Origin of the sequence: Acidovorax sp. LjRoot194 (genome assembly GCF_964253015.1) — a bacterium.
Taxonomy (GTDB): Bacteria; Pseudomonadota; Gammaproteobacteria; order Burkholderiales; family Burkholderiaceae_C; genus Acidovorax.
Map to the genome: position 1 here is coordinate 4,361,780 of NZ_CAXUQB020000001.1, position 12,495 is coordinate 4,374,274.

General features: G+C 67.0%; 9 protein-coding genes. All 9 read left to right on the plus strand.

Features of this window, described 5'->3' with window-relative positions; translation table 11 throughout:
* Positions 1–145: 145 nt before the first annotated feature.
* Positions 146–694, plus strand: a complete 549-nt coding sequence (locus tag ACSQ3N_RS19825) for a hypothetical protein (RefSeq protein ID WP_056170478.1) — start codon at positions 146–148, stop codon at positions 692–694.
* On the plus strand, positions 681–1,418 hold the full coding sequence (locus tag ACSQ3N_RS19830) for a hypothetical protein (RefSeq protein ID WP_200926929.1): 738 nt from the start codon (positions 681–683) through the stop codon (positions 1,416–1,418). Before ACSQ3N_RS19825 ends, ACSQ3N_RS19830 begins: the two co-directional genes overlap by 14 nt.
* A gap of 337 nt (positions 1,419–1,755) precedes the next feature.
* Positions 1,756–4,350 (plus strand): DNA mismatch repair protein MutS, encoded by a 2,595-nt coding sequence (gene mutS, locus ACSQ3N_RS19835; RefSeq protein ID WP_056170482.1) that lies wholly within the window; start codon positions 1,756–1,758, stop codon positions 4,348–4,350.
* Between the two features lie 181 nt (positions 4,351–4,531).
* On the plus strand, positions 4,532–5,359 hold the full coding sequence (locus ACSQ3N_RS19840; protein WP_056170484.1) for a proteasome-type protease: 828 nt from the start codon (positions 4,532–4,534) through the stop codon (positions 5,357–5,359).
* A gap of 74 nt (positions 5,360–5,433) precedes the next feature.
* The gene (locus ACSQ3N_RS19845; RefSeq protein WP_056170487.1) at positions 5,434–6,246 is read left to right on the plus strand and encodes an alpha/beta fold hydrolase; all 813 of its coding nucleotides are present in this window, start codon (positions 5,434–5,436) and stop codon (positions 6,244–6,246) included.
* A gap of 156 nt (positions 6,247–6,402) precedes the next feature.
* Positions 6,403–7,227 (plus strand): carotenoid biosynthesis protein, encoded by an 825-nt coding sequence (locus tag ACSQ3N_RS19850; RefSeq protein ID WP_056170490.1) that lies wholly within the window; start codon positions 6,403–6,405, stop codon positions 7,225–7,227.
* The gene (locus ACSQ3N_RS19855) at positions 7,224–8,765 is read left to right on the plus strand and encodes an oxygenase MpaB family protein (protein ID WP_436147234.1); all 1,542 of its coding nucleotides are present in this window, start codon (positions 7,224–7,226) and stop codon (positions 8,763–8,765) included. The genes ACSQ3N_RS19850 and ACSQ3N_RS19855 overlap by 4 nt, the downstream gene beginning before the upstream one ends.
* Before the next feature lie 17 nt (positions 8,766–8,782).
* Complete coding sequence (locus ACSQ3N_RS19860; protein WP_436147235.1) at positions 8,783–10,567, plus strand: diguanylate cyclase domain-containing protein; 1,785 nt, start codon at positions 8,783–8,785, stop codon at positions 10,565–10,567.
* 74 nt (positions 10,568–10,641) lie between these two features.
* Positions 10,642–12,447: a diguanylate cyclase domain-containing protein gene (locus ACSQ3N_RS19865; RefSeq protein WP_436147236.1), complete on the plus strand. Its 1,806-nt coding sequence runs from the start codon at positions 10,642–10,644 to the stop codon at positions 12,445–12,447.
* Positions 12,448–12,495: the final 48 nt, after the last annotated feature.

The following is a 12,495-nucleotide window of genomic DNA, read 5'->3' on the forward strand; positions in this document are numbered from 1 at the left end:
GCAGCCCCCTCATTTTTTATAGCCTCCAACCTGTCACTCTTGCCCCTACCCTGTCCCTACCCATCCGCGTAGCTTCTCCAAAGCTTGCCAAACGCTTGTGCATCAGCGATATTCGCAATTCACGAATAGCGAATTCACATCATCCATGGACCTCAAACCCCAAGACCTGCTGGTGCTGCTGAAGGTCGCAGCCCGCCCGCCCCAACGGTGGCCCTACGCCGCCCTGGGCGAGTCGCTGAGCATGAGCGCGTCGGAAGCGCATGCCAGCGTGAAGCGGGCCGTGGCATCAGGCCTCGCCGTGGCGCCGTCACGCGTCGAATGGTCACCGGTCCGGCCGAACCTGCTTGAGTTCATGCTGCATGGCGTGCGCTACGTCTGGCCGGCCACGATGGGCCCCGTCAAGCGCGGTGTCCCGACGGCATTCGGAGCCGAGCCGCTGGCCAGCCAGTTGACGGCCGCCCCCGGAGAGGCACCCGTGTGGGTGCATCCCGAGGGGAAGGCCAAGGGGCCCACGCTGTCACCGCTCTACCGCACCGCGCCACAGGCGGCTCTGGCCGACCCGTCGCTGCATCGCCTGCTGGCCTTGCTCGATGCCTTGCGCACAGGCAGGGCGCGCGAGCGCAACCTTGCGGCCCAACTCCTGGAAGCCGAACTGATGCGCTCACACGCTGAGGCACCCGATGCGGGCCGATGATCCGAATCTGCCGCAACTGCGCCAGATCGCCGAGGCACTGGGCGATCTGCGTGAACAAGTGGTGTTCGTCGGCGGCGCCGTCGCCGGCCTGCTGGTGACGGACCCGCTGGCCGACCCCGTGCGTGCCACCCGCGACGTCGACGCGGTAGTGAACGCCAGTCGAGCCCTGTTTTATCGCATCGAGAAAGCAGTGGCGCAGCGCGGTTTCGCGCGCGACATGGGCAGCGATGTGATCTGCCGCTGGGTGCACAAGGAGTCGGGCCTGCTGCTCGACCTGATGCCGGTACAGCCGGAGGTGCTGGGGTTCTCCAACCGCTGGTATCCGTATGCGGTCGAAAGTGCGGCGCCTGCGAATTTGGGGTCGGGGATCACGATTCGGCTGGTCAGCGCCGTGGCCTTCGTCGCCACCAAGCTGGAAGCCTTTGCAGGCCGTGGCGGGGGCGACTACCTGAGCAGCCACGACATCGAAGACGTGCTCAACATCGTCGATGGACGCGAGGAGCTGGCCGGTGAGATGGCTGTGGCGCCCGCCGCGCTGCGGCAGGCCGTGAGCGCAGCGTTGACTCAACTGCTGGCGAGCCCGGACTTCGCAAACGTGCTGCCAGGCTTGATTGCCGAGCCGGAGCGGTCTGGGTTGGTCCAGCAACGCCTGAAGGCCATGTGTCTGGGCGATGAGTTCGTCCAGCCTGGAAATTTCAGCGGATACCCTCCCCGTAATCTGTAGATGGTCCCAGGCCGCTGAAGCGGGCAAGAACGGATCACCTGCTGGCCGACATCTGGCGCATGAGCATTGAGGGCATCCGGCAGACGGTGTTGTCTTTCATAGATGCCGAGAACATCGGGATTTTTCACTGCAGTTCAAAGGCGGGCTCCAAGCGATGGCCAGATCAACGAAAATGCGCTTCGGTCCACAACAGCCCCTCCCCAAAGCATCGGCAGGGCTGACGGCCATCGAAAATCCCTGGCAATGCAAGACCAAGAAATAGCTGGTTAAGTTGTTGAACACACAAGACAAATCCCAAACACCCGCAGGGGAGCAGGACCTCGCCGGTCATACCCCGATGATGCAGCAATATTTAGCGCTCAAGGCCGGGTACCCCGACACGCTGCTGCTCTACCGCATGGGCGACTTCTACGAAGTCTTCTGGCAGGACGCCGAGAAGGCGTCGCGCCTGCTCGATATCACGCTCACGCAGCGTGGCCAGTCGGGTGGCCAGCCGGTGTTGATGGCGGGGGTGCCGTTTCATGCGCTCGAGAACTACCTGGCGCGCCTGATCAAGATGGGCGAGTCGGTGGCCATTGCCGAGCAGGTGGGCGAGGTCGGCGCGGCCAAGGGCCCGGTGGAGCGCAAGGTGGTGCGCGTGGTCACGCCCGGCACGCTGACCGACACCGAGCTGCTGCCCGACAAATCCGAATCGCTGCTCATGGCCGTGCACCAGGCGCCGCGCGCGCGCTGCGGCTTGGCCTGGCTGAGCGTGACGCAGGGCCGCGTGTACCTGGCCGAATGCGCGCACGACGAGCTGGGCGGCTGGCTGGCGCGTGTGGCGCCCAGCGAGCTCATCTACAGCGCCGGTGTGACCGAGCGCTTCGAGCAGCAACTGCAGGTGCTGCGCCAGGGCGGCGCCTTCACCTGCCCCATGAGCCCGCGGCCCGACTGGCAGTTCGACAGCGCCCTGGGCGAGCGCAAGCTGCTGGAGAACCTGGGCGCGGCCAGCCTGCAGGCCTGGGGCGCGCAGGACTTGGGCGAGGCGCACGCCGCCGCCGCGGGCCTGCTGGCCTATGCCGAGCACACGCAGGGCCGCACGCTCACGCACGTGCACAGCGTGCAGGTGCAGCGCGGCGACGATCTGATCGACCTGCCTGCCACCACGCGCCGCAACCTCGAACTGGTCAAGACCCTGCGCGGCGACGATGCGCCCACCCTCTTCTCCCTGCTCGATACCTGCATGACCGGCATGGGCAGCCGCCTGCTCAAGACCTGGCTGCTGGAGCCCCAGCGCGACCGCGACCAGGCGCGCCAGCGGCTGTCGGCCACCACGGCACTGCGCGGCGATGCGCATGGGGCCGGCGGGGGCAGCGGCCCGTGGTCGCTGCTGCGCGGCGAACTGAAGGGCGTGAGCGATGTGGAGCGCATCACCGCCCGCATCGCGCTGCGCCAGGTGCGCCCGCGCGAGCTGGTCGCCTTGTGCAAGACGCTACAAAAATCAGAGCACCTTGCGCTTTCCGGGCAGGCGCCAGAGCCCTATTTGATTCAGATCTTCAGCCACCTGCACCCGCCCGAGGGCTGCACCGCGCTGCTGTGTGCGGCCATCGACGAGGAGCCCGCGGCCCTGGTGCGCGACGGCGGTGTGATCGCCAGCGGCTTCGACACCGAACTCGATGAGCTGCGCGCCATCCAGACCAACTGCGATGCCTTCTTGCTCGACCTGGAAACGCGCGAAAAAGCCCGCACCGGCATCCCCAACCTGCGCGTGCAGTTCAACAAGGTGCATGGCTTCTACATCGAGGTGACCAGCAGCCATGTGGACAAGGTGCCCCATGATTACCGCCGCCGCCAGACCCTGAAGAACGCCGAGCGCTTCATCACGCCCGAGCTCAAGACTTTCGAGGACAAGGCGCTGTCGGCCAACGAGCGCGCCCTGTCGCGCGAAAAATGGCTGTACGAGCAGATCCTGGACCAGTTGCAGCCCCACGTGCCCGCCCTCACCCGACTGGCCCAGGCCCTGGCCGCGCTGGACGTGCTGTGCGCCCTGGCCGAGCGCTCGCTCACGCTCAACTGGTGCGCGCCCCAGTTCGTGCCCGAGCCCTGCATCGAGATCGAAAACGGCCGCCACCCGGTGGTCGAGGCCCGCCTTGCCGAAACATCGAGCGGCAGCTTCATCGCCAACCACACGCGCCTGAACGCCAACACGCGCATGCAGATCATCACCGGCCCCAACATGGGCGGTAAGAGCACCTACATGCGGCAGGTGGCGCTCATCGTGCTGTTGGCGTGTATCGGCAGCCACGTGCCCGCGTCGCACTGCCGCCTGGGGCCCATCGACGCCATCCACACCCGCATCGGTGCGGCGGACGACCTGGCCAACGCGCAGTCCACCTTCATGCTGGAGATGACCGAGGCCTCGCAGATCCTGCATGCCGCCACGCCGCACAGCCTGGTGCTGATGGACGAGATCGGCCGGGGCACCAGCACCTTCGACGGCCTGGCGCTGGCCAGCGGCATCGCCACGCACCTGCACGACAAGACGCGCGCTTTTGCCCTGTTCGCCACGCACTACTTCGAGCTGACCGAGCTGCCCGCCAAGGCGCGCCACGCCATCAACATGCATGTGAGCGCCACCGAGTCTGGTGCGGACATCGTGTTTCTGCACGAGATTCAGCCCGGCCCGGCCAGCCGCAGTTACGGTATCCAGGTGGCCAAGCTGGCGGGCATGCCGTCGCCGGTGTTGCACCATGCCCGCCATGCGCTGGCCGCGCTGGAAGAGCGCGCGGGCGAGAACGACCTGCAGGTGGATTTGTTCGCCACGCCGGAGGCGCCCGAGGGCGCGGGCGCAAGCCCCATCGAAGCAGCCCTCGCCGGCATCAACCCCGATCAGCTGAGCCCGCGCGAGGCGCTGGACGCGCTCTACCAACTCAGGAAAATGCTGGCTATTTGAGCGTAAATGCCACCTGCCGCATGTCTGGCGTGCGCTACCAGCTATTATTTCAATAGCAATTCATTGAAAACTGCGCCAGCGCCGTGCTGCGCGCAGGGCCTTGCACAGGCCATGCACCAACCTGGAGCGCAAGCCGGACTAAACTTGCGGGTTCCCCCACCACCGACCCACCATCTGCTCCATGACGTATTGCGTCGCCATCAAACTCAACGCCGGGCTGGTTTTCCTGTCCGATTCCCGTACCAACGCCGGCCTGGACCAGATCAGTTCTTTTCGCAAGATGATGGTCTATGAGAAGGCGGGCGACCGCTTCATGGTGCTGCTGTCGGCCGGCAACCTGTCCATCTCCCAATCGGTGCGCGAAATCTTGCAGACCGAGCAGCTCAAGGACGGAGACTCGGGCGAGACCATCTCCATCTGGAACGCCAAGAGCATGTTCGACGCCGCCCGCGTGCTGGGCGCCGCGGTGCGCCACGTGCACGAGCGCGACGGCCTGGCGCTCAAGCGCTCGGGCGTGGACTTCAACGTGTCGATGGTGTTCGGCGGCCAGATCAAGGGCGAGGGCATGCGCCTGTTCCAGGTCTACTCGGCCGGCAACTTCATCGAGGCCACGTCCGAGACGCCGTACTTCCAGGTGGGCGAGTCCAAGTACGGCAAACCCGTGCTCGACCGCGTGCTCACGCCCGAGACCCCGCTGGACGAAGCCGCCAAGTGTGCGTTGGTGTCCATGGACAGCACGCTCAAGTCCAACCTGTCCGTCGGCCTGCCGCTGGACCTGGTGGTGTACGAGGTGGACAGCTTCTCCACCTCCAAGGTGGTCTGCATCGACGAGCACAACCCGTACTTCCGCATGCTGCACGACAGCTGGGGCCAGAAGCTGCGCGAAGTCTTCGACAGCATCGAGGACCCGGCCTGGGGCGGCGGCGCCACCAGCGTGCCCATCATGGTGACGCCTGCGCGCAGCAAGCCGCTCAAGAAGATCACCACCCACCTGGACAAGCTCATCTGAACGGTAGCGTGCCGGGCCGCTCCGGCCGGCCCGCGCGCACTTCTCCCGCCCTTGCGGGCGGGCATCTCCCATTCATGCTCCCCATCGTTTTCTCGCACGCCAACAGCTTCCCGGCGAGCACCTACCGCGTCCTGTTCAAGCACCTCAAGGCCCGCGGGTTCGATGTGCATGCCGTGGACCGCTACGGCCACGACGCGCAGTATCCCGTCACCAACAACTGGCCGCACCTGGTGCAGCAACTGGCCGACTTCGCCACGCCCCACGTGCAGCGACTGGGCGAGCCGGTGTTCCTGGTGGGCCACTCCCTGGGCGGTTTTCTCAGCGTGATGGCCGCCGCACGCCACCCTGAACTGGTGCGGGGCGTGCTGCTGATCGACTCGCCCCTGCTGGGCGGCTGGAAGGCCAACGCCGTGGGCGTGGCCAAACGCACGCAGGTGGTGGGCTCGATATCGCCCGGCAAGATCAGCCGGCAGCGGCGCTTCAGCTGGGCCAGCACCGACGAAGCGCTGGAGCACTTTCGCAAGAAGAAAGCGTTTGCGCGCTGGGACCCGGAGGTGTTGCACGATTACGTCACCCACGGCCTGGTGGACCACGATGGAAAGCGCGTGCTGGGCTTTGATCGCGCCGTGGAGACTGCCATCTACAACACGCTGCCGCACAACCTGGGGCGCTTGCTCAGCGCCCATCCGCTGATGTGCCCGGCGGCCTTCATCGGCGGACGCGATTCGGAGGAGATGAAGCAGGTCGGCATGGCCATGACGCTGCGCATCACCGAAGGCCGCACGATGATGCTGGACGGCAGCCACCTGTTCCCCATGGAGCAGCCGGTGGCCACGGCGGCCGCCATCGAGGCGGCGCTGCTGAACCTCGCATCGCTGAACCAGTGACGTCGGTGAAATGAAAATTGTGAACTGACGGCGATATAACACCAAAACAGACGGTAAAAGCACAGAAAAGGCATTGCAGTCTCTGTAAAAACAGGGGGCGCGAATAAGGGGTGCATCCTCTACACTGGGGGTTTGTTACAGCGTGATACAGACAACATGCCTGCACAGAATCCTCTGGTGGCCCGACTGCCAGCATTGACCTTCGCCCTGCTGGCTGCCTTCCTGGTAGCCACCGCAGTGCGCACATACAACTACACCACCATTGCCATCGTCACGGCATCGGTGCTCATGTTCGCGTGCTGCTGGGCCAGTGCCACGCATTTGCTGGGCGCCCGGCCGGCGCTGCAGTTCATGCTGATCGCCGTGGGCCTGGGCTGGTTCGCAGAGCAGATGGGCAGCACGCACGGCTGGTTCTTCGGGCACTACACGTACACCGAGGTGCTGGGGGCCCGGCTCGTCAATGTGCCCATCGTCATCCCCATGATGTGGTTCTCGCTGACCTACGCCGGCTATGTGATCAGCAACCTGATCGTCTGGCAGTCGCCGGTGGACGGCGCGCCGGGGCTGGGCAATGCCGCCATGCTGTCGTTTCTGGCGGCGATGATCGTCACCGCGTTCGACCTGGGCGCCGACCCGTACCTTGTCTACACCCTGAAGGCCTGGATCATGGCCAAGACCGATGGCGCCTGGTTCGGCGAAACCGTGCAGGGCTTTTTCGGCTGGGTGTTCGTCGCGTTCTGCATCATCTTCAGCTTTCGCATGTCGGTGCGCAAACTTCCGCTTCGGCCCAGCAGCCCCTTTCTGCGGCGCCACGCGCTGGTCCCGCTGGCCATCTACGCGTGCGGCATGGTGTTCCAGATGATCCTGGGCAACCCGGTGGAGATCCGCTCGATCGCGCCGTTTGCCATGGGCATACCACTGCTGTGCGCGGTCGCCGGCTTTCAGCGCTGGCGCGCACCTTCATCAGGAACTGGCGCATGAACACTGCCACCATCACCATCGACACCCCTGCCCCCGCCACCCGCGTGCCCCCTCTTCCCGAGGCCGAGCTGGCCGGCATGCAGCACCACGCCGACCCGTTGGCAGACCAGACGGTCGCCGACATGCTGGGCCCGTGGCCGCCCGGCACCGTCGATGCCGACGCCGAGCAATGGAAGCGCCTGGACACGGTGAACATCCTGCTGGGCCAGTGGGCGGACAACGCGGGCATTGCGCAGTGGACCGTTGCGGTGGGCCCGGTGCACGGCACCGTGGGCGGCAAGCCTGTCAGTGGCTATGTGGACCAGGCCATGGCCGACGCGCTGAACCACTACGTGCGCACCGCCCAGGCCTTGCCCGACTGGGCCGACCCCCGCAAGATCGAGCGCGCCGAAAAACTCTTCATGGAGCACGGCGCGCTGTCGTGCATCCTGCTGTTTTGCGCCAGCCTGCCCGAGTGCTACGTGATCCCGGATTTGTCGGCCGTGCTGCACACTGCAGGGCAACTGGAGCAGAACACCGAGTACCGCATCCGCTCCACCGCCGCGATGATCTTCCCGGTGATGCTGCACGGCGGCATGAGCGAGCGTGGCGCGGGCGTGGCCCAGGTGCTCAAGGTGCGGCTGATCCACGCCACCATTCGCAACCTCATCCTGCATGGCAGCCCGCAGAGCGCCGTGGCCCACCTGCGCTCCGGCCAGGACAGCGTGGTGCCCCCTACCGCGCTTCCGCCCGGCGCCCGCGTGACGATGTTCCAGATGCTGCACGCGCGCGGCTGGGACGTGGCCGACGACGGCCTGCCCTGTAACCAGGAAGAGCTGGCCTACACGCTGCTGACCTTTGGCTATGTGTTTCTGCGCAGCCTGCACAAGCTGGGCATCGGCCTGCCCCGCCACGATGAAGAGGCCTACCTGCACACCTGGAACGTGGTGGGCCATGTCCTCGGTATCGAGCGCTCGCTGATGGTCGACACCATGGAGCATGGCAAGGTGCTGATGGCGCAGATGCAGGCGCGCGGGCGCGCAGACCCCATCGCACCCGACCCGCGCCCCGCCCTGGGCCAGGCGCTGATGCAGACCATGGCCAAGTACCTGCCCTGGGACATCATCAAACCGTTCCCCCGGCTCATGACCCGCTACCTCTGCGGGAGCGCAACGGCCAGCGACTTGGGGCTGACCCAGCCCGTGCCGTGGTCGTCCGCGCTGCTGTTCTGGGTGGTGCTGACCGTGGCCCGCGTGCTCGATGCGGTGGCACGCCTGGTGATGCCGCGGTTTTCGCTGGTGCGCGCGCTCACCCGGGTGCTGGGCTACCACTTCATGAGCCATGTCCTGATGAGCCAGACACGGCCGCTGCAATTGCCCACCGAGCTGCTCAACCAGGTCGACGACGTGGTCCATGCATGGAGCGACGACCCGCACGCGCCGCGGTGGCTCAACCGCCTGGAAGACCGGCTCACCACCCGCGGCAGCTGGAGCCCGGGCCTGGGTCGGGCGCAGAAGATGCAGGCCACGGGCTCCGCGCAGGCTCAGCGATCCGCGTGACCGGGGCCCCGATACTGATGGACCTGCTGCTGTACACCCTCCTGATGCCGGCCCGGCTCTGGCGCGCGCACGCAGGCTTTCTATCGACCCTGCTGTGCCTGCTCGTACCCATGGCCCTGCCGCTGCAGGTGCAGGCCGACGAGCCCCTGGTGCTCACGCAGACGAGGCCCCAGGTGAATGCCTGGGAGGCCATCACGCTCAAGGCCGACACCACGTACAGCCTCTCGGTCGAGGACATGCTCGCGCGCCTGGACGAGTTCGAGGCGCCCGCCCAGCGCGGGGGATCACTGGGTGTGCACAAGGCGGCGATGTGGCTGCGCATTCCCGTCGTTGCGCCCGAGTCGCTGCGCACCCCCTGGGTGGTCGATCTGGGCTACAGCTCGCTGCAGGCCGAGATCTACCTGACCCGCGGTGGCCAGGTACTGCAGAAGGTGAGCACCCGCCAGCCGGGCGAGGGGCAACTGTCCAGCCGCACCCCTGCGATGGCGTTCGACCTGCAGGCCGGGCAGCCGTACGACCTGCTCATCCGGGTGCAGGCCACGGGGCCGCTGATCCTGCCCATCACGGTGGGGGAGATGCCCTACCAGATGCATGCAGCCCTCAGTGAGCAGATGCTGCAGGGCCTGCTCAACGGGCTGGCGTTCTTCCTGCTCGCGTACAGCCTGGTCCAGTGGGTCACGCAGCGCGACCGGATGTTCGGCTTCTATGCGCTGGTGGTGGTGGGCAGCGCGATTTTTTCGCTGCAGTTCTTCGGCCTGGGGGCCCAGTTTTTGTGGCCGAACAATGTGTGGATGGGCCGGTATGCAGGCCTGGCAGCAGGGCTGATGGCCCTGGCGGGCTCGTTCCTGTTCCTGGGCCACACGCTGGCCGGCGACACACCGCACAGCCGGTACGCGCGCACCATGCGGGCCGGCGCGGCGATCACTGCAGCGGTCTGCGCTGCACTGGTGCTGGGCTGGGTGAGCGTGCCCTTCGGCATCGCGTACATGAGCCTGGCAGGCGCCCTGCCCTCCCTCATCAGCCTGCCCGCCGCCATCACGCGGGTGCGGCACAAAGACCCGATCGGCGCCACCTTGCTGGCGGCATGGATCGCGTTCGGCGTGGCCGCCGCGGTCATGGTGTGCCTGGTCCAGGGCTGGGTGCCAGCGAACTTCTGGACGCTGCATTCGTTCCAGTTCGGCGCCACGCTGGACATGCTGCTCTTCTTTCGCGTGCTGGGCCTGCGCGCCAACGCGGCCCAGGCACGCGCCGTGGAAGCCATGCAGGAGCGCGATCTGATGCGCTCGCTGGCCCACACCGACCACCTCACCGGCCTGAGCAACCGGCGCGGCCTGCAGCATGCGCTGCATTCCGCGCTGGCGCAGTGCTCCGAGCAGCGGCTGGTGGCGCTCTACCTCATGGACCTGGACGGGTTCAAACCCGTCAACGATGCGCACGGCCACGACGTCGGCGACGACCTGCTGGTGGCCGTGGGCCACCGCCTGCAGCGCAGCGTGCGCCACCACTCGGACATGGTGGCCCGGCTGGGTGGCGATGAATTCATCATCATGGCGCAAGGCCTGGAAACGCCGGAGCAGGCGCATGAGCTGGGGCAGGCACTGCTGCGCGCCTTCGAGCAGCCCTTCCAGCTGAGCCACCTCCAGCTGCACGTGGGGCTCACGGCGGGCTACGCCATCGCGCCGCTGGACAGCGAAGACCCGCTGGGGCTGATCCGGCTGGCCGATGCGGCCATGTACACGGGCAAGCAAAACGGCAAACGCTCGGTCCGCCGCGGCAGCAACGAACTGGCGCCGTCCGTTTGAGCAGCGTCAGCCACGCCACCCCACACACCAAGCCCCTGCTGCCCTCCTATACTGCCTGAGCGTCCATCCACCCCATGTGCACCGCCTTCCTTTTGCTACCGTGGCAACGGTTGCCAGCCCTCCTCAGGCGCTGGCTGGCAGGCTGTGTTCTGCTGCTGGTGGCCTTGTGGTGCCACAGCGGCTGGGCGCAGGGCGACGGCACCAGCGGCCGCATCCTGCTGCGCGATGACGTGCACTCGCACGAGGCCTGGCCCGCAGTCACCATCCTGAACGATGCGTCCCGCGTGCTGTCGGTGAACGATGTCATGGCGCGGACCGCCGAGTTCGCCGCGCCCCCGCGCAGCAGCGGCACGCTGGGCGTGCGCACCGATGCGGTGTGGGTGCGCGTGCCGGTCACCGTGGCGCCCAGCTCCGACGGCACCTGGGTGCTGGACATCGACTACCCCGTGCTGCAGCGCATCGAGGTCTACCTGACCCATGGGGGCCACGTGACCCAGCAGGCCACTCTCGGCAGCCTGCAGCCGTTCTCGCAGCGCCCGCTGCGCACCCGCACGCATGCCCTGCCGCTCCTGATGCAGCCGGGCCACCACTACGACCTGCTGCTGCGCGTGGAGACCACCGGCGCGATGGTGCTGCCCATCACGCTCAACAAGCCCACCGCATGGCACAGCGCCGCCATGAACGAGCAGATGCTGCAGGGCATCCTGACCGGCCTGGCGCTGTGCCTGTTGATCTACAGCCTGGCGCAGTGGATCAACCTGCGGGACATCCTGTTCCTGCAGTACGCGCTGCTCATCACCGGCAGCACGCTCTTTTCGCTGCACCTGTTCGGCCTGGGATCGCAGTACCTCTGGCAGGACAACATCTGGCTCGAGCTGCATGCCGCAGGCCTGTCGGCGCTGATGGCCACCTGCGGGTCGTTCCTCTTCATCAGCCAGGCCCTCGTGGGCCACCGGCCGCAAAGCCGGCTGCTGCGCGCCATGCGGGCCGGCGGGGTGCTGTGCGCGCTGCTGGCCGTGGTGCATGCGCTGGACGTGCTGAGCACCGCGGCCATCGCCGCCGTGGTGAGCATCCTCGGGCTGGTCCCGGCGCTCATGGGCATCCCCGGCGCCGTGCGCCGCGCGCGGCAGGGCGACCCGGTGGGCACCAGCCTGCTGCTGGCCTGGCTGATCTACTTTGCCGCAACCGCCACGGTGATCGGCGTCATCCGCGGCTGGGTGCCGGTGAACTTCTGGACCATGCACTCGTTCGGCTTTGGCGCCACGCTGGACATGCTGCTGTTCATGCGGGTGCTGGGGGTGCGCACCAAGGCGCTGCGCACCGAGGCCATCGACGCCAACCGCGAACGCGATGCCATGCGCTCCCTGGCCCACACCGACCCGCTCACCGGGCTGCCCAACCGGCGCGGGCTGAACATCGCGCTGGCCTCGGCCCTGCCCCGCTGCGGCCCCGACAAGCTGCTCGCGGTGTACGTGATGGACCTAGACGGCTTCAAGCCCGTCAACGACCGGCACGGCCACGATGTGGGCGATGAGCTGCTGGTGGCCGTCACGCGCCGCCTGCAGGGCCACCTGCGGCAAAGCGACGTGGTGGCGCGTCTTGGCGGCGACGAGTTCGTGGTGATGACGGGCGACCTGGGCAATGCGCAGCAGGCCCATGAGCTGGGGCACAAGCTGCTCGATGCCTTCCGCTCGCCGTTCTCGCTGGGGCATTTGCAGGTCTCCGTCGGACTGACCATCGGCTACGCCCTGGCGCCGGAGGACACCAACGACGCCGTGGGCCTGCTCAAGCTCGCCGATGCAGCGATGTACAGCGGCAAGCAGGGCGGCAAGTTCTGCCTGCGCCGCAACACGGGCGATCTGGCGTTGTCGTCATCCTGACCTGACTCCAGGCGGGCCCTTGATGGCTGCCTCTCTGAGCGTGGCCTT